The organism is Ruegeria atlantica, from assembly GCF_013032505.1.
Classification (GTDB): Bacteria; Pseudomonadota; Alphaproteobacteria; order Rhodobacterales; family Rhodobacteraceae; genus Ruegeria; species Ruegeria atlantica_F.
The window spans coordinates 313,457-336,009 of the sequence record NZ_WQCG01000002.1 but is presented as its reverse complement, the minus strand read 5'-3'; the positions used below and the strand labels follow the sequence as shown (position 1 = coordinate 336,009).

The window sequence follows — 22,553 nt, the reverse complement described above, 5'->3', positions numbered from 1 at the left end:
AAAACAACTAATGCCTAAACTACCGCTCCATAACGTTGCGATGACCTCTGCTGCCGTCATCGCGTTAAGCGCCGGAGCCGCCGCCGCCCAGCAAGCCTGTACGAATTATACGGTACAGGACGGTGACACGATGGCCACCATTGCGATTGCTGCTTACGGCACGTCAAACTACCAGCCGATTTTCAACGCAAACCGGAACTCGATTAGCAACCCCAACGATCTGGCACCTGGTCTGGCACTTGTGCTTCCGTGTGAGGACGGCAGCTTGCCGAACGGCCAAAGCGCACGCGAGATTATTGCAGAACAGCAAGAACGCTTTGCGAGCTCGACCCAAACAAGTTCGTTCAAAGCCCCAATCAAACTGGTTACGGGCAACGGTTGGGCTCCGTTCGCGGATGAGACCCTGAACGGCGGTGGTTTCATCACTCGATTGGGAACCACGGCTCTGCAACGGGCAGGCAATGCGCACGAGTATTCGATCAGCTTTGTCGATGACTGGAACTCGCATATCGAAACCCTGCTTCCGCTGGGCGCGTTTGACGTGTCGATGGCGTGGAACATGCCCGATTGCACCAACCGCAGTTACGAATGGTCCTGGGAAACAGAAATCCGCTGTACGCAATTCCACGCTTCAGCACCTGTGTACGACATCGTCTTGGGTTTCTACACACTTCCCCAAAGCGATTACGCCAGTGCGACCAGCTTTGAAGACCTGAAAGGTGCAACCGTCTGCCGTATGGAAGGATGGTTCATCCACGACCTCGAACAAGAAGGTCTGCAACCAGAAAAAACCATCGATCTGCTGCAACCCGTTACCGCGCGGGAATGCTTGGATGCCGTCCTAACTGGCTCCGCGGATGTCGCGACCTTCGAAGTTCAGCTTTTTGCCGACGCAATGGCTGAAATGGGTCTCAACGAGAACGATCTCGTCGAAAACCCGTATGTCACGACACTTTCAGCCCTGCGGTTCATTACTCACCGGTCCAACCCAATGGGCAAACAATACCTGGCGATGCTGAACAAAGGCCTGAACGAAATGCGGGAGTCTGGCGAATGGTACGCCATCATCTCGGACACACTGAATGAGCACAATGAACGACTGATAGCCTCATCCGGCTAAGGATCCACTTTCCACATTCCAACCCACGGGAGGAAAAATAATGCATAAACAAAAACTTAACACCAAGGTGATGACGGCGACTGCCGTCCTCACACTCACCGCAGGCGCAGCAGCAGCGCAGGAAGCCTGTTCAAACTATACAGTCTCGGACGGTGATACGATGGCCACCATCGCGATCGCAGCCTACGGCACGTCGAACTATCAGCCCATCTTTAACGCAAACCGTAACATCATCACCAACCCGAACGATCTTGCACCAGGTCTGGTTCTGGCCCTGCCCTGTGAAGATGGCAGCCTGCCAAACGGTCAATCTGCGCAGGAACTTATCGCTGCGGAAGAGCAACGTGCAGCAAGCGTCAAGCGTTCGAATGTCTATGCACCGCCGATCAAAATGGTTGCGGGTAACGGCTGGGAACCCTTTACCAGCGAAGCACTGGGCGGCGGCGGCATCATGACCCGTCTGGCTACGACCAGTCTTCAACGTGCCGGCAACAGCCGCGACTACTCGGTCAGTTTTGTTGATGACTGGAGCTCGCATCTGGACACGTTGTTGCCACTTGGCGCGTTCGATATTTCGATCGCTTGGACCGTCCCGGATTGTACGAACCGCTCGTACGAATGGTCGTCAGAAACCGAAGCGCGTTGCACGCAATTCGTGGCTTCTGTCCCTGTTTACGACATCGTAGGCGGTTTCTTCACACTGCCGGAAAGCGACTACGCCAGCGCGACCAAATTCGACGACTTTGTAGGTTCTACCATTTGCCGCATGTCAGGCTGGAGCATGGTTGTCCTGGAAGAAGTCGGATTGAACCGCGAAAACACAACTGTGGTCCAACCCAACTCGGCCCGCGAATGTCTTGATGCCGTTCTGACCGGCACGGCGGATGTCGCCGCGTTCGAGGTCGATCTGTTCGCTTCGACCATGAACGACATGGGGCTGACTTCGTCTGATCTGGTTGAAAACCCTTATGTTTCGACCTTGTCCTCGATGAGCTTCCTTGCGCACCGCACCAACCCGTTCGCACGCGAATATATCGCGATGATGAACAAGGGCCTGAACGAAATGCGTGAGTCCGGCGAATGGTACGCGATCATCTCGGACACTCTTCGCGAACAAAACGAAAAACTGAACGCGGCATCTAACTGATCTATCAGATTTCCGAACGAAAAGGGCCGGTCTTACGACTGGCCCTTTTTATTTTTTATCAACCATTTAGAGATAAATTCGCCGCAAATAACACAGAAATACGGGAATCCCCTAATATCCAAATTTCACGAAAGGGTTATCGTGAAATCAAGTAGACCGGTGAGGCTTCGGCCTGACCACTCACTCAAAAAAGGGCCGGCTTTGGGGGTCGGCCCTTTTTTCTTTGGATTTCACGAAATCGGAAGTACCCACGCCGCAAAGCGTGGGAAAATCTATCAGCCGATGATCGCGTTCAGTGTTGCGCTGGGGCGCATTACCGCTGCGGTCTTAGCGGGATCGGTGTGGTAGTACCCGCCGAGGTCCGCGGCTGGACCCTGAGCGTTCGCCAACTCCGACAGGATCTGATCTTCTTTTTCTTCCAGCTCTTTTGCGATTGGCGCAAATTCAGCCGCCAGTTCCGCGTCATCCGATTGTGCGGCAAGGGCTTCGGCCCAGTAACGCGCGAACCAGTAGTGGCTATCACGGTTGTCCGGCTGCCCGACTTTACGGCTAGGCGACTTGTTGTTGTCCAGAATGCCCTGCGTTGCCGCTTCGGCTGCAGCACCCAGAACACCCGCCTTAGCGTTGCCTTTGTTGTCAGCCAAGAAGTTCAGTGATTCACCCAGAGCGCAGAACTCACCCATCGAGTCCCAGCGAAGGTGGTTTTCCTCGACCAATTGCTGCACATGTTTCGGAGCGGACCCACCTGCACCAGTTTCGAACAAGCCCCCACCGTTCATCAGTTTGACGATCGACAGCATTTTGGCCGATGTGCCCAGCTCCAGAATTGGAAACAGGTCGGTCAGGTAATCCCGCAACACGTTACCCGTGATAGCGATGCTGTCCTTGCCTGCTGTGATAGTCTCCAGCGACTGACGGGTTGCTTCGCGCGGGGCCATGATCAGGAACTTGTCAGCCACGCCAGCTCCCTCGAGCGCAGGTTTGACGTATTTGATCAGCTCCGCGTCGTGGGCGCGGTTTGCGTCCAGCCAGAAGATCGCTTCGGATCCGGTCAGGCGCTGACGGTCCATCGCAAGCTGGATCCAATTTTCAATCGGAGCCTTCTTCACAGTGCAAGCACGCCAGATGTCGCCCTTTTCGACCTCGTGCGAATGCAGCGTTTCCCCATTAGCCAGAACGATACGGATTACGCCATCGGCTGGGGCCTGGAACGTGGTCGGGTGCGAGCCGTATTCTTCGGCCTTCTGCGCCATCAGGCCTACGTTGGCCACGGCACCGGCGGTGGCCGGGCTCAGCGCGCCGTTGGCTTTGAAGAAGTTGATGGATTCGTCATACACAGGAGCATAGCAGCGGTCGGGGATCACACAGTTGGTGTCACCCTTCGCGCCAGCCTCATCCCAACCCTTACCGCCTGCGCGGATCACGGCAGGCATCGAGGCGTCGATGATCACGTCCGAGGGCACGTGAAGGTTTGTGATGCCCTTATCTGAATCCACCATGTACATGGACGGACGGTCAGCTTTGATCGCGTCAATTGCCGCCATGATTTCAGCGTTGTCCTGAACACGTTCCAGTAAGTCACCCAGACCCGAGTTGGGGTTCACTCCCAATGCGTCCAGCTCTGCGCCAAATTTCTCGAACACCGGAGCCAGCCACGCTTTGACGGCATAACCAAAGATGATCGGGTCCGAGACCTTCATCATCGTAGCTTTCATGTGCAGCGAGAACATTGTGCCGTCTTTCTTGGTGTCCTCGATGGCGTCCGCCAGGAAGGATGACAGCGCTTTAACGGACATGAAAGTGGCATCCGCAACGGTGCCCTCGGCCAATGGCCAAGCATCCTTTAGGACGGTGACGTTGCCGTCTTTGCCGACAAATTCGATCTTGGCATCGCCCGCTTGGGCGGCGGATATGGTCGCCGACTTCTCGTTGGCGTAAAAGTCATTGCCAGACATCGATGACACTTTGGTCTTGCTATCCGCGGCCCACTCACCCATCGAATGAGGGTTCTTTTGCGCGTAGTTCTTTACCGCACGCGCTGCACGGCGGTCGCTGTTGCCTTCACGCAGAACCGGGTTCACAGCCGAGCCTTTGATGGCGTCATACCGCGCGCGGATCGCTTTTTCCTTGTCGGTTGAGGGCTCTTCGGGATATTTCGGGATGTCGTAGCCCTGCGACTGCAGCTCTTCGATTGCTGCAACCAGCTGCGGGACCGAGGCCGAAATGTTCGGCAGCTTGATCACGTTGGCGTCCGGTGTTTTTACCAGTTCACCCAATGCTGCCAGATCATCGGAGATCCGCTGCGCATCGGTCAGGTTCTCCGGGAAAGTTGCCAGAATACGTCCGGCCAGAGAGATATCCTTGGTGCCAACACTAACACCTGCGGCGCTGGCAAACTTGCGAATGATGGGCAGGAACGAGGCGCTGGCCAGTTCGGGCGCTTCGTCTACAATGGTATACAATATGTCGAAGTTCGAGTTATCTGCCATATTCTTTTACCTTTTTTAAGCCTTTCGGGGCGTGCGATCCAAGAGTGTGCCACATATGGGTGGCGAAGGATGGGCGCGATTAACCTACCGCCCAACGGTGACTCTGTATTGACAGGGCCTCCATTAAATCAGGATGGAGTTGGGATCAATCGTCTAGATGCGGCGCATATTGCCACGGGGCACATCAAAGCCCGAGTTTCTTGAAGTATTGTGCAAAAAATTAAGCGCCCCACGTGTCACTCAACCGATACCCCGCTGGCCACGGGTCGTCAGGATCAAGCATGTGTTGATGGGTGCCTGTAATCCAACCGCGTCCGCTGATTTCTGGGACAATTGCGGATCGGGCACCAATTTGTGTTTCCTGAACAATCCGTCCTGTAAAGCAAGAGCCGATGATCGAAATGGCCTCGAAGGTTTGCCCGATCTCCATCTGCCCTTTGGCTGCCATAAGCGCCATACGTGCGGAAACCGCCGTGCCGGTGGGCGAACGATCCACTTTGCCGGGCTGAATGGCAACGGCCGACTTTCCGCACCATCCAGTTTGGGATTTTTCGAGCGGACCACAAAAGGCGCAAAAGGAAATGTGGGACCAATCCGGGTTTTCAGGATGCGAAAACCCCAATTGCTCATTTGCGGCATTCGTAATCGTAACGCCCATCCGAGCGATTTCACGCGCTTCGTCTTCGGTTACATCAAACCCGATTTCCGCGGCATCTACGACCACGAAACTATCGCCACCATAGGCCGTATCTACGGTCAACGTCCCCACACCCGGAACTTCCAATGGAACCGAGAGTTTGTCCGCGAAACTCGGCAAATTCTGCACATGGATCCGAACGGCCTTACCGTCTTGGCACTCAGCGCGTACGCGAACCAGCCCGCCCGGCGCTTCAAGCGTCAGAGTGGTCTCAGGTTCTTTCATAGGGATGATGCCGCTGTCCAACAACACGGTAGCGACACAGATAGAATTTGAGCCGGACATAGGCGGCGTGTCCTCAGGCTCCATAATGATAAAGGCGGCATCAGCTTCGGGGTGTTTGGGAGGGACCAGCAGATTGACGTGCCGAAACACACCGCCGCGCGGTTCGTTTAGTACAAAGTTGCGCAATGTTTGGTCGCGGCCAATATGCGATCGTTGCTCCCAGATCGTGTCACCTGGTGGTGGTGCAACACCACCAACGACTACGTCACCGACCTCGCCTTCGGCATGGGCCGACACAACATGAATTGTTCTGATACTGCGCATATCCTCTCCCTAAAATCGAGAAGCGGCGTAAGGCGACATCGATATAGGCGAGTCTCGACCATCGATCAAAGCCCCTACAATTTGAGCAGTTCCCGCAGATTGGGTGAGGCCCAGATGACCGTGGCCGAAGGCATAAATTGCATCCGATGTTTTTCGGGATGTACCAATCACCGGAATGCTGTCCGGTAATGATGGACGAAACCCCATCCATTGCGTACCCCTGTCCGTCTTCAGGCCAGGCAGAAACGCTGCCGCCTTTTCCAACAATGTGTCAGCGCGTTTGTAATTTGGTGGTAGGGCTAATCCGCCCAGTTCAACCGCCCCCCCCACGCGCACACCGCCATTTATTTTGCTGGCAACAAAACCGTGGCGTGAGAATGTCAGATGCATACGCAAATCGAATGCACCTTCGGGCAACGTGGTATTGTATCCTCGCTCGGTTTCAAGGGGGATGCGATCGCCCAATGTTTGCGCGATGAGATGAGACCAAGCACCCGCCGCAACCACCACTTTTGCGGCGCGGAGTGCCTCGTCTGCACATTCGATCCGTACACCATCGTCCTGCGGCGACAAGTTTCGGATTTCTTTCTTTTTAATTTGGCCGCCGCGGTCTTGAAAAGCTTTGGCAAGATGTTCAACCCACAGCTTTGGGTCTACAGTGTTCAGCCAATTCGGGGTAAACCCGGCATGGGTGAACCGAGCGCTAAGGCCTGGCTGTTTCTCAGCAATCGCGCCTTGGCTTTCCAGAAGCTCAAACTCGATCCCATGTTCGCGCCGCAAGTCCCAAGTTGGTAAACTGGCGCGATACTCGGCTTCGCTTTCGTACAATTGCATCTGACCGTCGCGCTGCAACAAATGCTCGCCATCGATGTTTGATATCAACTGTTCAAGCGCAGTTTTGGATAGCGCCATCAAGCTGGCCTGAGCTCCAAGCAGATCTTTGTATCGATCCGGACGGCTGGACCGCCAAAACTGATACATCCAAGGTGCAATTTTCAACGCGTATGCCGGAGGAATTGACAGTGGGCCCAACGGATCCAATAGCCACTTCGGAGCTTTTCGTATGATACCCGGCGTGGCCAGCGGCTCGACCTCCGAGAAGGCAAACGCACCAGCGTTGCCAGCTGATGTTTCAGCAGCAACGCCTTTGCGATCCAAGACAAGTACTGAATGCCCTCTTCGCTGCAATTCCAGCGCGGTTGTTACCCCGATTACTCCGGCACCGATGACAACAACATGCGCGGTCATGTATCGATCCCGTTTCTGAAAGGATCATCTTTGTCGAAGAACAAATTGGCCTCGGCCATGACGAAGGCTTGCCCGGTGATCGAAGGAATGATGCCCCCGTTGGGCCCGGGTTGATAGGACAGCCGATAGGAACTGCCAATCACGCTTTGCTGGATGATCTCTTGGCCCGGAGCAAGACACCCGTCCGCCGCCAAACAGGCCAACCGGGCTGAACTGCCGGTTCCGCAGGGAGAGCGGTCGTAATTGTCATCCGGGCACAGAACGAAATTGCGACTGTGAACTGACGGATCTGGTGAATCATCTTGAAAGATAACGTGGTCAATTGGTTCGCCTTTTTCGCCGCCAACCCCGTGCGTGATCGAAGCCTCTCGGATGGCGACCGTCATATCCGTCAGTTCGCGAATATTGGCAGGTTCGACCGGGATCGGGCTGGGGTCAACGATGAAGAACCAGTTGCCGCCATATGCAACGTCGCCTGTGATCTGGCCATAGCCCGCGACATTTAAGGTAACGCCCTGACGAACCCTGCGACTTTCGATGTTGGTCACGGTGACCGTGTTGGCGTCGTGCAAATTTACCGTCACCACACCGGCAGACGTTTCGATCCGGTGTTGGCCAATGCCAATTCGCCCCAAGTGAGCCAGCGTGACCGTCAAGCCAATGGTGCCATGACCGCACATGCCCAAGACGGCATCGACATCAAAGTAGATAACCCCGGCCACGCACGTCGGATCAACAGGCTCGACCAACAACGCACCAACCATGGCAGGCTGACCGCGCGGCTCTAACATGACCGAGCGATAGAACGCCTCATGCTCGGTCGCCAGGCGGCTTGCCCGCTCAGTCAAAGACCCGGATCCAAGTTCCGGCGCGCCATCCAGAATGACGCGCGTCGGTTCACCGCCCGTGTGACTGTCGATCACATGCATTCAGCGATCACCCCACCCTGCCTCGACCAATCGGCGAACCATTTTTGGAACAGATCATATTGCTGCTCGCAATAATTACGCTGTGCATCGGTCAGTTCATCCGTTTCGTTAAAGTGCAGACGGTATTCCTGCTCCCCGTTCAGGACCAGCAAGTGCTTGTAGTACAGCACCAAATCCGGGCCTTCGTCAAAGCTGGAAAGCACTTGAATCGCCTCTGTGAGTTCCTGCGCACGCTGGCGGGCCTCGGCATGGCCTTGCGCCGCCTTTTTGGACAGGGCGGCCAGCAGCAAAGCTTCGCGTGGCAATGCTGTGCCTATTCCCGTGATCGACCCGGTTGCACCGCAATTTACGAAACCGTGGTAAACCTCGGTATCAACACCAACCATCAGGGTGACCTGATCGTCCTGACTGGTGATGTTTTCAGCCGCATAGCGCAGGTCGTCTTTGCCACCGAACTCCTTGAATCCGATCAGGTTTGTATGTTCCGCGCGCAGGGCAAAAAACAAGTCGGCTCGTGTCGCAAAGCCATAGTATGGGCTGTTGTAGATAATCGCCGGAACATCAGGTGCGGCAGACAAGATCGCTTTGAAATGGTTCTTTTGCGCAGCGGGTGAACTGCCGCGGGACAACACGCGCGGAATGACCATCAGGCCGACAGCGCCCACCTTTTGCGCATGCGCCGCGTGGGCTTCGGCGGATTTGGTGTTAATGGCCCCGGTGCCGACGACAACAGGCAGACCCGCACCGGCCAAACGCTCAACCCCTTCCATCCGCTGCGCATCTGTCAACAAGGGCCAATCCCCCATAGAACCGCAATAAACGACTGCGGACATGCCCGCGTCAATCATCTGCTTTCCTTTGGACACCAAGGCATCAAAGTCAGGTGTGCGGTCAGGTTTGCAAGGGGTCATCAGAGCAGGCATCGTGCCGGTGAACACGTTGGTCGACATTGGTAAAATCCTCGAGCGATGGGCGATTGGACGCGCTTTCGGAATCGCCAATAACGGATATTGGATACAAAATCCAGAAAAATTGAAAGCGCGCCGGATCAGTGATCGAGCGCGCTCATATCACAATATGAGTTTTTTCAGCGAAGCCTGTGCCCTGTCTCGGGATCAAACAGCATGGCGCGTTCCGGTCGGACAATAAGCCCGATGCGCTCACCTTGCTTGCTGCGCTGATCATCCCGCTCTTCGACGATCAATTTATCTCCGTTAGGCGTCAGCAGGTACGTATAGCTCACGCCTCCAAGCGCTTCGGTCAGGTCAACCGTGCAAGTGTCACCTGACCGATCCACTGTGATGTGTTCCGGACGCATGCCAAGAGTCACTTTGCTCATCCCAGCCGGTACATTGATAGGTAAGTCCAACAGTTCACTGAGAGCAGGGTGCGAGACCTTTCCATCGACAATATCGCAATCAAGGAAATTCATGGCCGGCGACCCGATAAATCCCGCCACAAAACGGTTATCTGGGTCCCGATACAAATCCATCGGCGCGCCGACCTGTTCGATCCGACCATCACGCAGCACAACGATCTTGTCGGCCATTGTCATTGCCTCGACCTGATCGTGGGTCACATAGATCATCGTCGCGCCAATTTCATTGTGCAGTCGTGCGATCTCGACCCTCATTTCGACACGCAGCTCGGCATCAAGATTGGAGAGCGGTTCGTCGAACAAGAAAACCTCCGGGCCTCGCACGATGGCGCGCCCGATGGCAACCCGCTGTCGTTGACCGCCTGAAAGGGCCTTGGGCTTGCGTTTAAGGTATTGATCCAACTTGAGGATGTTAGACGCTTCTTGCACTTTCTTGTTGATCTCTGACTTTTCCACGCCATTCATGCGCAGCCCAAAGCCCATGTTCTCGGCCACTGTCATGTGCGGATAAAGGGCATAGGTCTGAAACACCATGGCCACGCCACGCTTGGCCGGGTCCATATGGGTCACTTCGCGGGCACCAATATGGATTTGCCCCTGGGTTGTTTCCTCAAGGCCCGCGATCATTCTCAGCAAGGTGGATTTGCCGCAACCAGACGGGCCTACGAAAACACAGAACTCTCCGTCTTCGATTTCCAGATCAATGCCGTGAATAACCTGCGTCTCGCCATACCGCTTGATCGCCTGGTTCAGTGTCACACCTGTCATGTCGCTTGCATCCTGTCTGTTTCGGCGCCCGGGCGGGTCTCGGGGAACCGCCAGGCCTGTGCTTCGGCTCCGATTTGTTCGGCCACACGGCGAACACGAGGAACCCAGGTTTCCAATTGGTCAAAATTCATCCGCTCGGTCGATCCGGTTACGGAAATCGCCCCCAACATTCGCCCGCCCGAAGTCAGGACAGGGCAGGCAATGCAAATGATACCGGGCTCGTGTTCTTCGTCATCAACGGCATAACCACGGCTGCGGATCAGATCGAGATCGGCGCGCAGCGCCGCCTCTGAGGTCAGTGTCTTGTCGGTAAAGCGGTGGTAGCTTTGTTGGGAAACGGCGCGGTCCAGCGCAACGTCATCCAAGTACGCCATCATGGCCTTACCCACACCGGTGCAATAGGCGGGACCGACTTTGCCGGCCTGCGAATACATCTCAATCGGCTGGGCCGCGTTGCGTTTGTCCACATAAAGCACCTGATTGGAATCAAGCTGCGCCAGATGCACCGTTTCCCCTGTTTCCCGGCTCAATATGTCCAGAAACGGTCGCGCAATTGGCGCAAGCGAACTTTGCGTCCATGCGGCATGCGCCAACCGAACCAGCCGCAACCCGGGCGTATATGTCTGTCGGTCCGGGTCATATGACAACATTCCCTGATTGGTCAGCGTTTGCAGAAACCGATACAGGGTCGCTTTGGGAAAGTTACTGCTTTCCAACAGCTCGGCGAACCGCACCGGTCGCGCAAACGCCGCCACCTGATCCAGCACGTCACATGCTTTTCCTATTGTTCCGTCACCAGCCACGGGTGCCTGTTCTCCTCCCATTAACCCATCGCAATCGGCACGAGGGTCTTGACAAGACTAACCGAGTCGATGTGTAGTTTTCAATATATAAAACACGGTTTCATTATTTGGAACTTTAATGACATAAAAATGGAAGCTAAGGGAGGAAACCATGCATTCCATGTTCAAGCGCACCGCTGTCGCTTTGGCAGCTAGTGCCGCACTTGCGGCACCTGTTGCTGCCGAATTGACCGGCGAGCTGCGAATCTTTCTCGACACGTCCAACCCGGCGCCGCGCGCGACGATGGAGGCGATGATCGATCGATTCGCAGAACAGCATCCGGGTCTGGAAATCGAAACCACGGTGATCGACCGTGAGGCATACAAGACCCAGATCCGTAACTTTCTAACCGCGGATACGCCGGACGTGGCGACGTGGTATGCGGCAAACCGCATGAAGCCCTATGTCGAGGCTGGCTTGTTCGAAGACGTGTCTGATCTATGGGCCGAGCCTGAGATCGCCGAGAACCTGGCGTCGACCAAGGGTGCAATGACCATCGACGGCAAGCAGTGGGGCGTCCCCTATACCTATTATCAGTGGGGGGTTTACTATCGCAAAGACATCTTTGACGAGCTGGGCCTGACCGAACCTACAACTTGGGAAGAAGAGCTGGCAAACTGTCAGAAGATCGTCGATTCCGGTCGTGCCTGCTATACCATCGGCACCAAGTTCCTGTGGACCGCTGGCGGTTGGTTCGACTATCTCAACATGCGCACCAACGGGTTCGACTTCCACAACCAGCTCGCCAATGGTGAAATCAGCTGGGAAGACGACCGGGTCAAGCAAACCTTCGCCAACTGGAAACAGCTGATCGACATGGGCGCCTTCGTCGACAATCATCAAACTTATAGCTGGCAAGAAGCCCTGCCCTTTATGGTCAATGGCGAAGCCGCTGCGTACCTGATGGGTAACTTTGCCGTTGCACCGCTGCGCGAAGCGGGTTTGACCGATGACCAGTTGGACTTCTACCAATTCGTTTCTATCAACCCGGACGTCGAATTGGCAGAAGACGCGCCAACCGATACCTTCCACATCCCGGCCAATGCTTCGAACAAAGAAGCCGCGCGTGAGTTCTTGCGTTTTGCCGTATCCGCGGCGGAGCAGACGGAAATCAACAATGGCGCAAATCTCGGTCAGCTGCCTGTGAATGCTCAGTCATCCGTTGATGACGACAAGTTCCTGCAGCAAGGGTTTGAGATGCTGTCAGCCAACAGCCCCGGTGGCGTCGCCCAGTTCTGGGACCGGGACGCGCCTGCGGAAATGGCGAAAGTGTCGATGGAAGGCTTCCAGGAATTCATGGTCAAGCCGGACAATGTTGACCGCATCCTGTCCAAGCTGGAACGTGCGCGTGAGCGCATCTACGAGAACTAAACCGGTCTGGCCGGGCTTCTGCCCGGCCTGCACCACTTCGTGCGTAAGGCGGGTGCATACCCGGCTTACACCTTTGACCTAAATCCGAGTGAGCGCATGTCAGCCGTCGATGTCCCCGAACAGGAAAGCTGGTTCCACAGAAATCAACAGCGCATAGCGCCCTGGCTCTTTCTGGCGCCGGGCCTGCTGTTCTTCATGGTCTATGTGATCATTCCGGTGTTCCAATCCTTCAATCTGTCTTTGTACGAATGGGATGGGCTCGGCGCAGCGGAGTATGTAGGCGTTCGCAACTACGAAGACCTGTATTGGGAATTTGTTGATCGTGATGCGTTCTATATTTCACTGAAGAACAACCTGATCTGGTTGATCATGTACCTGTTGGCGATCCCTGCAGGTCTGTTCATTGCACTGTTCCTGAACCAGACCGTCTGGGGCATCCGACTGTATAAGTCGCTGTTCTTCTTCCCCTTCGTAATCTCACAGGTTGTCGTTGGCCTCGTTTTCACCTGGTTCTATGATCCGACATTTGGCCTGTTGAACGAATTCCTCGGCCTCTTCGGCTTCGGCCCGTTGAACGTGCTGGGGGACGAACGTTTTGTCACCTACGGCATCATCTTTGCTGGTCTTTGGCCACAAACGGCTTATTGCATGATCCTCTACCTCACTGGCCTGAACGCCGTGGACCCTGAACAGATTGAGGCCGGGCGTCTGGATGGTGCAAAAGGCGGCAGAATGCTGTGGCATATAATTCTGCCGCAACTGCGCCCGGCGACTTTCATTGCTTTCGTTGTCACCATCATTGGCGCTTTGCGTTCCTTCGATCTGATATCGATCATGACCCAGGGCGGTCCGTTCGGCTCGTCTCGTGTGCTGGCCTACTATATGTTCGAGGTCGCGCTGTCAGAATACGGCTTCCGCATGGGTTATGGCGCGGCTATCGCGGTGATCCTTTTCCTGATCATGCTCTGCTTCATCGCCTATTTCCTGTGGTCGATGTATCGCGAAGAAAGGGGGCACTAAGATGTTTCCCAAACCCATCGAAAAACAACCCCGCGGGGCACAGATCACCTACCAGGCGATGCTGCCGCTGGCTCTGCTGCTGTGGCTCGGCCCCCTACTGGCGGTGGCGTTGTTCTCGGTCAAACCGGCCGCCGACTTTACCAACGCAAACTACTGGGGAATGCCGTCCAGTTTTGAGGGCGCCTATAACTATGGGCAGGTATTTTTCAACTCGGACATGCCGCGCTATCTGTTGAATTCGTTCCTAATCACCGTTCCAACTGTGATCGGGGCCGTAGCACTTAGCTGTATGACCGGGTTCGCACTGGGGATCTACAAATTCCGCTCAAACCTCTGGATCTTCTTCATGTTTGTTGCGGGCAACTTTGTACCGTTCCAGATCCTGATGGTCCCTGTACGCGACCTGACCCTGGAATTGGGTCTCTACAACACCAAAACAGGCCTCGTCTTGTTCCACATCGCATTCCAGACGGGTTTCTGTACCCTGTTTATGCGAAACTTTATCCGCGCCCTGCCCTTCGAGTTGATTGAGGCCGCGCGCGTCGAGGGCATCAGCGAATGGCGTATTTTCTGGTACGTTGTCTTGCCGTTAATGAAGCCAGCGATTGCTGCACTCAGCGTGTTGATCTTTACCTTTATCTGGAACGATTATTTCTGGGCCGTGGTTTTGACTCAGGGCGCGGAAAGCCAGCCCGTGACGGCCGGAATCACCAGTTTCAACGCCCAGTTTCGGGCTGCCTATCAATTGATGAGTGCCGGTTCCATCGTCGCGGCGTTGCCGCCGGTGGCCATGTTTTTCCTCATGCAGAAACACTTCATCGCGGGTTTGACCCTCGGTGCCGTAAAATAACGTCAAACCAAAGGTTTGCCACATGACCAAGATCACCTTTATCGGGGCAGGTTCCACGATATTCATGCAGAATATCGTAGGCGATGCCCTGTTGACCCCCGCATTGGCCGACAGCCACTTTGCTCTGATGGACATCGATGCAATGCGTCTTGCAGAAAGCGAGGCCGTCACCAATGCTATGATCCGTTCTGTCGGAACAGGAGCGACCGTTTCTACCCATACCGACCGGCGCGCCGCGCTGGAGGGTGCCGATTTCGTCATCACCGCTTTTCAGATCGGCGGCTATAAGCCTTGCACGGTCACGGATTTCGAGATTCCCAAACAATACGGTCTTCGCCAGACCATCGCCGACACGCTTGGCGTCGGAGGCATTATGCGCGGTCTGCGCACGGTTCCTGTGTTATGGGACGTCGCACAAGACATGATGCAGCTCTGCCCAAACGCGACGCTGCTGCAATATGTAAATCCGATGGCAATCAACACATGGGCTCTGGCTGAGCGTTTTCCGACACTAAAGCATGTCGGCTTGTGCCATTCGGTCCAGAATACGGTCGAGGAACTGGCGCACGATCTGGACCTGCCCAAGGACGAATTCCGCTATAAGGTGGCAGGCGTGAACCACGTCGCTTTTTTCTTGAGGCTGGAGCATGACGGGCGCGATCTCTACCCTGCATTGCGGCAAGGGTATGCCAGCGGACAAATACCAAAACCACCACTGTTGATGCCGCGTTGCGCCAACAAGGTGCGGTATGAAGTGATGGATCATCTGGGCTACTTCTGCACGGAAAGCTCTGAACACCTAGCGGAATACGTCCCGTGGTTCATCAAAGACGGTCGACAGGACCTGATCGAGCAGTTCAGCATCCCTCTGGATGAATACCCAACACGCTGCGAGGAACAGATCGCCAGTTGGAAGGAACAGGCAAAGACCCTGACTGACGGACGTGACATTGAAGTTATCCGCAGCCATGAATTCGCGGCCGACTTGATGAATGCAATCATGACCGACACCCCATACGTGGCGTATGGAAACTTGCCGAACACCGGGCAAATCCCGCAACTTCCGCTTGGTGCTGCTGTAGAAACCCCATGTCTTGTGGACACCAACGGTGTGCAACCTTCGGTCGTCACCGACATTCCACCGCAGCTGATCGCGTTGATGCGCAGCCAGATCAACGTGCAGGAACTGACTGTACGGGCATTGGTTGAGCAGAACCCCGAACACATTTATCACGCCGCCGTGATGGACCCGCATACGGCCGCTGAACTGGACCTGCGTCAGATCCGCAGTTTGGTTAGTGACCTGTTGGTGGCACACGCCGATTGGTTGCCAGACTGGTGCAAACCCGCCAAGGCGGCCTGATCCCAATTTAAGAAGGCTGAAAAACAATGACAAAAAAACGCCGCTCTCAGCATTGGTATGGCAAGCTGGACAAGGATGGCTTTATCCACAGATCGTGGATGAAGAACCAAGGCTTTCCCGATCACGCCTTCGATGGTCGTCCGATCATTGGCATCTGCAACACTTGGTCGGAACTGACGCCCTGCAACTCGGGCCTGCGGGATCTGGCCGAAGGCGTCAAACGTGGCGTTTGGGAGGCCGGAGGGTTTCCGGTCGAATTTCCCGTCATGTCGCTGGGCGAGACCCAAATGAAACCCACTGCCATGCTGTTCCGCAACCTGCTGGCAATGGATGTCGAGGAATCTATTCGCGCCTATGGCATCGACGGCGTAGTCCTTTTGGGTGGTTGCGATAAGACCACGCCTGGGCAGCTGATGGGGGCCGCTTCGGTAGATCTGCCCTCGATCGTGGTCAGCTCTGGCCCGATGTTGAACGGGAAGTACCAGGGAAAAGACATTGGTTCGGGCACGGATGTTTGGAAATTCTCAGAAGCTGTACGTGCTGGTGAGATGACACTTAAGGACTTCATGAACGCCGAGTCCGGCATGTCGCGCAGCGCCGGGGTCTGCATGACCATGGGCACAGCCTCGACCATGGCGTCGCTGGTCGAAGCGATGGGCATGTCCCTCCCAACCAACGCCGCCCTGCCCGCAGTTGATGCCCGCCGGATGGCGCTGGCACACCTGACCGGCAAACGGATTGTCGAGATGGTCGATGAAGACCTTAAACCTTCGGACATCCTGACCAAAGAGGCCTTTGAGAATGCCATTCTGGCCAACGCAGCCGTTGGAGGCTCGACCAATGCGGTGGTACACCTGCTGGCCCTTGCCGGTCGCGTGGGTGTTGATTTGACGCTGAAAGACTTTGAAATCGGGTCGGATATCCCGCTGCTGGTGAACTGCATGCCGTCTGGAAAATACCTGATGGAAGACTTCTGCTACGCAGGCGGAGTGCCCGTTGTTCTGAACGAGTTAAAGACCTTCCTGCGTCCGGCAAGGACCGTTCTGAACAAGGATATCTCGGCCCATTTTGAGGGCGCAGAGTGTTTTAACCCAGACGTGATCCGCCCATTCGATGATCCGGTGAAGCCTGCCGCGGGCTTGCGCGTTCTGCGCGGCAACCTCGCGCCAAACGGGGCCATCGTGAAACCCTCGGCCGCGACGGACACGCTGCTGGAAACCGAAGCTGAGGTCTACGTTTTCGAGAACATCGAGGATTTGAAAGCCAATATCGACCGGGATGATCTGCCAGTGACGTCCGAAACCATTCTGGTCCTAAAGGGCTGTGGCCCAAAGGGCTATCCCGGCATGCCCGAAGTCGGAAACATGCCAATCCCTGGAAAATTGGTCAAAGAAGGCGTGCGCGACATGATCCGTATCTCGGATGCGCGCATGTCAGGCACTGCATATGGCACCGTGATCCTGCATGTAAGCCCCGAGGCGCAAGCCGGAGGCACCTTGGCCCTTGTCAAAACCGGCGATCGCATCCGCGTGTCCGCCAGCAAGGGCGAATTGGAGCTGCTGGTCGATGAAAAGGAATTGGAAACCCGCCGCACCGCTTGGCAACCAGAAGATCCACACTACACGCGCGGTTACGCGAAACTCTATATCGACCACGTTCTGCAGGCCGACAAAGGCGCGGACCTTGATTTTCTCGTTGGCAAAGACACGCGCCTTGTAACCAGAGAGAGCCACTGATGGACAACCCAGCCACATTCCACGACCTAAACGGCGCGTCGGTCTACATCACCGGCGGCGGCTCTGGTGTAGGGGCCGCTCTGACGGATGGTTTTTTGGCTCAGGGCGCAAACGTTGCATTTATCGGCCGCTCAGACGCCACCGCATTTGTTGAAGAAATGCGTGACAAGCACGGACGCGCGCCGCTGTTCATGCAGGGCGACATGACGGATACGGAATTGCTGCATGCCACGATGCAAAAAGCTGCAGAAGCGCATGGCCCGATAGAAGCGCTGATCAACAACGCAGCCAATGACAAACGCCACTCACTTGACGAAACCACCCCTGACTTCTGGGACTGGATGATCGAGGTGAATCTCAAGGCCTACTATTTCGCCTGTCAGGAGGCCGCGCGCCAAATGGCTGGCAAAGGCGGATCAATCGTCAACTTCAGCTCAATCAGCTACATGATGGGGAATGCGGGCTATCCGATCTACACAACGTCGAATGCCGGGATTACCGGGATGACCCGGTCCCTGGCGCGAGAGTTGGGGCCGCAAAAAATCCGTGTGAATGCGCTGGCACCCGGATGGGTTTTGACGCAAAAGCAACTTGATATGTGGGCAACGCCCGAAGACCTGGCGGCGCATTTGGAACGCCAGTGCCTGAAAGAACATCTGACACCCGATGACATGATCGCACCAACATTGTTTCTGGCCTCTGAAGCCAGCCGCGCAATGACCGGGCAGTGCATGGCCATTGATGGCGGCGTCGTAGTAACGGGATAAAGCCATGATTCCAGAATGGATTGCTGTCGACTGGGGAACGTCCCAACTGCGGGTCTGGGCCATGCAGGGTGAAACCGTGCTGGCGCAAACGCAGTCCGACCGCGGTATGGCGAGGTTAAACAGAGATGCGTTTCAACCTGCCTTGCTGAACCTGATTGAAGACTGGCTAGGCCCTGAACCGGTCGACGTTGTGGCCTGCGGTATGGTCGGTGCGCGGCAAGGTTGGGTCGAAGCGCCCTATTCGGCCGTACCTTCGGCTCCGCTGCCGGACACACCGATACGGGTTCCTGGCACCGATGCCCGGATTCGCGCCTTTGTCGTGCCTGGCCTTAAACAGAACGCCCCACCGGATGTCATGCGCGGCGAAGAAACTCAGATCGCCGGGTTTCTGACAAGCCATCCGAACTGGGACGGTGTAGTCTGCCTGCCCGGAACGCATTCAAAATGGGTTCAGGTCAGCGCTGGTGAGGTCGTTAGTTTTCGAACGTTCATGACAGGTGAAATGTTTGAGCTTTTCTGCGAGCAGTCTGTATTGAAGCACTCAATCGATGATGGGTGGGATGCTGACGCTTTCGCGGAAGCCACAGCAGACGCATTGTCTAAACCTGAACAAATGGCCGCACGCCTGTTTGGTCTGCGTGCAGCGGATTTGTTACACGGACAAGACAAGGGAACGGCCCGTGCCAAGCTATCCGGGCTATTGATAGGTGCCGAACTGGGGGCAACCCGTCCGTATTGGTTGGGTCAGCAGCTGGCAATCATCGGCGCTGAAGGAATTTCCCAAATCTATGCGAGCGCGCTGCGACAGCAGGGCGCTTTCGTGGACACCGCTAACGCAACCCAATGCACATTGGCAGGCCTGTCACAGGCCCGAAAACTTACGAGGCAAACTGCATGAGCCGCCCCATAATCGCCATTTTGCGTGGCCTGCAACCGGCAGAGGCAGTCAATGTGGGCAATGCCCTGATCGACGCCGGCATCGACAAGATCGAGGTGCCACTGAACTCACCCGACCCGCTGCACAGTATCGAAGTGTTAGTCAAATCAATCGGTGATCAGGCTCTGATCGGTGCCGGAACAGTTCTGACGCCCGAGCAGGCTGAGGCCGTTTCGCAAGTGGGCGGCAAGCTGATAGTTTCCCCAAACTATGATGCCGAAGTCATTGGCCGTTCTGTCGCGCTGAACATGCAAAGCTGGCCAGGGGTCTATACCCCGACCGAGGCGTTTGCCGCACTTAAGGCGGGTGCCACGGGCTTAAAACTGTTCCCCGGTGTGACAGCCGGACCTGCTGGTCTGGCCGCGCTGCGACCAGTGCTGCCGACCGGCGCTTTGGTCTACGCAGTTGGCGGCGCCGGGCCTGAGAATTTTGGTGATTGGATCAAGGCCGGGGCGGATGGCTTCGGCATTGGATCGGCCCTGTTCAAGCCGGGAATGTCTGTTGCTGAGATAGCTACTCAGGCGAAACGGATCGTCTCCGCCTATGACGAGGCTATTGAATGAGCTTTGTCTTTGATGACCGGCCCTGTGAGCTTGGCGAAGGACCCCTGTGGCATCCTGAGCGCAAGCAACTGTTCTGGTTCGACATCATCAACAAACGACTGATGACTCAGATAGGGGGCGAACAACACAGCTGGCAGTTTTCAGAACATGTTTCAGCGGCTGGTTGGGTAGACCGGGACACTGTGTTGTTGGCCTCGGAAACCGGTCTTTGGCGATTTGGTCTGGCCAGTGGTCAAAAAGACCTTGTCGCCCCGCTTGAGGAGGGCAATTCGGTCACGCGTTCCAACGACGGGCGTGCCGATCCGTGGGGCGGATTCTGGATCGGGACGATGGGGATGAACGCGGAAAAAGGTGCCGGTGCGATCTACCGGTATTGGCAGGGTGAACTGCGCCAGCTTGTGCCCGCAGTCACAATCTCGAACGCGATCTGTTTTGCCCCGGACAGGTCTTGTGCATATTACACAGATACGGTCACGCAACAGGTCATGCGCTGGTCGCTGGATCCTGAAACAGGTTGGCCCGAGGGTCAAAGCACCGTGTTTCTGGACCTGCGCGCTGATGGGCTGTACCCCGATGGTGCAGTTGTTGATGCCAGCGGCAATATCTGGATCGCCCAATGGGGGGCAAGCCGCATTGCTTGTTACGGCCCGACGGGACAATTCCGGTCTGCCGTTTGCTGTCAGGCCGCACATACGTCCTGCCCTGCATTTGGCGGTGATGATCTGACAACGATGTTTTGCACCACCGCCCGTCAGGGACTTGACGCAGACACGATCAACAAACAACCAACCAATGGCATGACCTTTGGCGCCTTGGATGCCGGCAAAGGCCAGGCGGAACACAGAGTCCTTCTATGAAACCAGAACTTGGCGTTTGCTATTACCCGGAACACTGGCCCGAGGCATTGTGGGCCGAAGATGCGGCTCGGATGGTGGAAACCGGTATAAGCTGGGTCCGGATCGGTGAGTTTGCCTGGAGCCGGATGGAACCTGTTCCCGGTGAAATGCAATTCGATTGGCTTGATCGCGCCATCGACAAGCTTGGGGCAGCAGGACTACAGGTCGTATTGGGGACGCCCACGGCAACGCCTCCGCGGTGGATGATTGAGAAGCATCCCGACATGCTGGCCGTGGATGCGCAGGGGAATACCCGCAATTTCGGCTCTCGCAGGCATTATTGTTTCAGCCATTCAGGTTATGTCGAAGAATCCGTTCGCATCGCGCGGATCATGGGCGAGAGGTATGGACGAAACCCGCACGTCGCGGCGTGGCAGATCGACAATGAATACGGGTGCCATGACACGACCATAAGTTACAGCCGATCAGCACTGAGTGCCTTTCGGAGTTGGCTAGAGGATCAATACGGCAGCATTAACGCGCTAAATGAGGCGTGGGGTAACATATTCTGGTCGATGGAATACGCCGAATTCGACCAGATTGATCTGCCCAATCTGACAGTGACCGAACCCAACCCCGCACATGTATTAGCGTTCCGGCGATTTAGTTCGGATCAGGTTGCAGCGTACAACAAGGCGCAAGTGGATGCGCTGCGGGGACTGACGGATGCACCTTTGTTGCATAACTATATGGGGCGGGTGCTGGATTTCGATCATTTCAAGGTTGGCGACGATCTGGATATCGCCACTTGGGACAGCTATCCAATCGGTTTCCTCTCTGACCGGCTTGAGGCGGACGAAACGCACAAGACCACCTACCTTCAGCAAGGTGACCCTGACATGCAGGCGTTTCACCACGACCTGTACCGCGCGGTCGGCCGCGGACGTTGGTGGGTGATGGAGCAGCAACCCGGCCCTGTGAACTGGGCACCGTATAATCCGGCACCGTTACCCGGAATGGTGAGGCTTTGGTCGCTTGAGGCTATTGCGCACGGGGCTGAGGTCGTCAGCTATTTCCGCTGGCGGCAAGCCCCATTCGCACAAGAGCAAATGCATGCGGGGCTGCTGACACCCAACAACCGCCCTGCCCCGGCGCTGGTTGAGGCGAAACAAACCGCAGACGCTTTGTCGGAACTGGGCGACATCGTTCAAACGCAGGCTCAGGTGGCGATCCTGTTCGACTACGCCTCGGATTGGGCGTGGGCGACACAGCCTCAGGGGGCGGGATTTGACTACTTTAGACTGGTGTTTTCGACGTATCGCGCCTTGCGGCGGGCGGGGTTGTCAGTAGACTTTGTTTCACAGGACACCCTTCCGCAAGACAGGTATAACATCATATTTGCTCCGGGGCTGGCAACGGTAGACCGCGATATAGAGCGTCGTCTGGGGGAGTCCTGCAATCTGGCCGTCCTGGGCCCACGCAGCGGGGCGATTACGCATGATTTCCAGATTCCAGAGGCGCGCCCCGGTCTGCATGGATTGAATTGCAATGTTGATCTTGTCGAAACCTTGCCGCCAAACATTAGACGCAGCGTTGAAGGCGGCGGTGCGGCTCAACATTGGGTAGACAGGGTATCTGGCTCGGCCACCGACTTATTAAGATTTACAGATGGAACGCCCGTGCTGTCAGGAGATGACGACCTTTGGTATCTTGCAGGCTTCCCGGATGACGCATTGTGGAATCGGGTCGTCGAAATGGCCGCGCGCAAAACTGGTGTTGCCCTGTATCAGATGCCCGAGGGACTACGTCGGCGTGAAACGGCCACGCATGTGTTCCTTATCAACTACAACGCGCAACCGATCGCGTGGAACGGTGACGTAGTCGACGCGTGCGATGTTGCCATCACAGAAAAAGATGCGCCCGAAAAGGTATAACCTCTCCG

At 56.0% G+C, this 22,553-nt stretch carries 19 protein-coding genes; 12 read left to right on the top strand and 7 right to left on the bottom strand.

Annotated features, from left to right (window positions below):
- Positions 1 to 10: 10 nt before the first annotated feature.
- Both GOW92_RS08690 and GOW92_RS08685 read left to right on the top strand, forming a co-directional pair.
- The gene (locus tag GOW92_RS08690) at positions 11 to 1,120 is read left to right on the top strand and encodes a transporter substrate-binding domain-containing protein (protein ID WP_170559914.1); all 1,110 of its coding nucleotides are present in this window, start codon (positions 11 to 13) and stop codon (positions 1,118 to 1,120) included.
- A gap of 40 nt (positions 1,121 to 1,160) precedes the next feature.
- Complete coding sequence (locus GOW92_RS08685) at positions 1,161 to 2,267, top strand: transporter substrate-binding domain-containing protein (RefSeq protein ID WP_170559912.1); 1,107 nt, start codon at positions 1,161 to 1,163, stop codon at positions 2,265 to 2,267.
- Positions 2,268 to 2,542: 275 nt separating this feature from the next.
- Here the strand turns inward: GOW92_RS08685 and GOW92_RS08680 are convergent, their stop codons facing one another.
- From GOW92_RS08680 to GOW92_RS08650, 7 genes are all read right to left on the bottom strand, one after another.
- The gene (locus GOW92_RS08680; RefSeq protein WP_170559910.1) at positions 2,543 to 4,756 is read right to left on the bottom strand and encodes an NADP-dependent isocitrate dehydrogenase; all 2,214 of its coding nucleotides are present in this window, start codon (positions 4,754 to 4,756) and stop codon (positions 2,543 to 2,545) included.
- Positions 4,757 to 4,976: 220 nt separating this feature from the next.
- Positions 4,977 to 6,002, bottom strand: coding sequence for a trans-3-hydroxy-L-proline dehydratase (locus tag GOW92_RS08675; RefSeq protein ID WP_170559908.1), 1,026 nt, complete (start codon positions 6,000 to 6,002; stop codon positions 4,977 to 4,979).
- Positions 6,003 to 6,011: 9 nt separating this feature from the next.
- Positions 6,012 to 7,250 (bottom strand): NAD(P)/FAD-dependent oxidoreductase, encoded by a 1,239-nt coding sequence (locus tag GOW92_RS08670; protein WP_170559906.1) that lies wholly within the window; start codon positions 7,248 to 7,250, stop codon positions 6,012 to 6,014.
- Positions 7,247 to 8,179, bottom strand: a complete 933-nt coding sequence (locus GOW92_RS08665; protein WP_170559904.1) for a proline racemase family protein — start codon at positions 8,177 to 8,179, stop codon at positions 7,247 to 7,249. Before GOW92_RS08665 ends, GOW92_RS08670 begins: the two co-directional genes overlap by 4 nt.
- The gene (locus GOW92_RS08660; protein ID WP_170559903.1) at positions 8,170 to 9,129 is read right to left on the bottom strand and encodes a dihydrodipicolinate synthase family protein; all 960 of its coding nucleotides are present in this window, start codon (positions 9,127 to 9,129) and stop codon (positions 8,170 to 8,172) included. Before GOW92_RS08660 ends, GOW92_RS08665 begins: the two co-directional genes overlap by 10 nt.
- A 137-nt stretch (positions 9,130 to 9,266) precedes the next feature.
- The gene (locus GOW92_RS08655; protein WP_170559901.1) at positions 9,267 to 10,325 is read right to left on the bottom strand and encodes an ABC transporter ATP-binding protein; all 1,059 of its coding nucleotides are present in this window, start codon (positions 10,323 to 10,325) and stop codon (positions 9,267 to 9,269) included.
- Positions 10,322 to 11,128 (bottom strand): IclR family transcriptional regulator, encoded by an 807-nt coding sequence (locus GOW92_RS08650; protein WP_170560758.1) that lies wholly within the window; start codon positions 11,126 to 11,128, stop codon positions 10,322 to 10,324. The genes GOW92_RS08655 and GOW92_RS08650 overlap by 4 nt, the downstream gene beginning before the upstream one ends.
- Positions 11,129 to 11,279: 151 nt before the next feature.
- Here GOW92_RS08650 and GOW92_RS08645 point away from each other — a divergent pair, with 151 nt between their 5' ends.
- From GOW92_RS08645 to GOW92_RS08600, 10 genes are all read left to right on the top strand, one after another.
- Positions 11,280 to 12,539 carry an ABC transporter substrate-binding protein gene (locus GOW92_RS08645; protein WP_170559899.1) on the top strand — a complete coding sequence of 420 codons (1,260 nt, stop codon included), beginning with the start codon at positions 11,280 to 11,282 and terminating at the stop codon, positions 12,537 to 12,539.
- Between the two features lie 96 nt (positions 12,540 to 12,635).
- Positions 12,636 to 13,559: a carbohydrate ABC transporter permease gene (locus GOW92_RS08640; RefSeq protein WP_170559897.1), complete on the top strand. Its 924-nt coding sequence runs from the start codon at positions 12,636 to 12,638 to the stop codon at positions 13,557 to 13,559.
- 1 nt (position 13,560) lies between these two features.
- Positions 13,561 to 14,409 (top strand): carbohydrate ABC transporter permease, encoded by an 849-nt coding sequence (locus GOW92_RS08635; RefSeq protein WP_170418690.1) that lies wholly within the window; start codon positions 13,561 to 13,563, stop codon positions 14,407 to 14,409.
- Between the two features lie 22 nt (positions 14,410 to 14,431).
- Complete coding sequence (locus tag GOW92_RS08630) at positions 14,432 to 15,772, top strand: alpha-glucosidase/alpha-galactosidase (RefSeq protein WP_170559896.1); 1,341 nt, start codon at positions 14,432 to 14,434, stop codon at positions 15,770 to 15,772.
- Between the two features lie 26 nt (positions 15,773 to 15,798).
- Entirely contained in the window at positions 15,799 to 17,508 is a 1,710-nt protein-coding gene (locus tag GOW92_RS08625) for an IlvD/Edd family dehydratase (protein WP_170559893.1), read from the top strand.
- The gene (locus tag GOW92_RS08620) at positions 17,508 to 18,275 is read left to right on the top strand and encodes an SDR family NAD(P)-dependent oxidoreductase (protein WP_170559891.1); all 768 of its coding nucleotides are present in this window, start codon (positions 17,508 to 17,510) and stop codon (positions 18,273 to 18,275) included. Before GOW92_RS08625 ends, GOW92_RS08620 begins: the two co-directional genes overlap by 1 nt.
- 4 nt (positions 18,276 to 18,279) lie before the next feature.
- The gene (locus GOW92_RS08615; protein WP_170559889.1) at positions 18,280 to 19,173 is read left to right on the top strand and encodes a 2-dehydro-3-deoxygalactonokinase; all 894 of its coding nucleotides are present in this window, start codon (positions 18,280 to 18,282) and stop codon (positions 19,171 to 19,173) included.
- Positions 19,170 to 19,775: a 2-dehydro-3-deoxy-6-phosphogalactonate aldolase gene (locus GOW92_RS08610; protein WP_170559887.1), complete on the top strand. Its 606-nt coding sequence runs from the start codon at positions 19,170 to 19,172 to the stop codon at positions 19,773 to 19,775. The genes GOW92_RS08615 and GOW92_RS08610 overlap by 4 nt, the downstream gene beginning before the upstream one ends.
- A complete protein-coding gene (locus GOW92_RS08605; RefSeq protein WP_170559885.1) occupies positions 19,772 to 20,632 on the top strand; it encodes an SMP-30/gluconolactonase/LRE family protein in 861 nt (286 codons plus the stop codon). The genes GOW92_RS08610 and GOW92_RS08605 overlap by 4 nt, the downstream gene beginning before the upstream one ends.
- Positions 20,629 to 22,545 carry a beta-galactosidase gene (locus GOW92_RS08600; protein ID WP_170559883.1) on the top strand — a complete coding sequence of 639 codons (1,917 nt, stop codon included), beginning with the start codon at positions 20,629 to 20,631 and terminating at the stop codon, positions 22,543 to 22,545. The genes GOW92_RS08605 and GOW92_RS08600 overlap by 4 nt, the downstream gene beginning before the upstream one ends.
- The last annotated feature ends 8 nt before the right edge of the window (positions 22,546 to 22,553 follow it).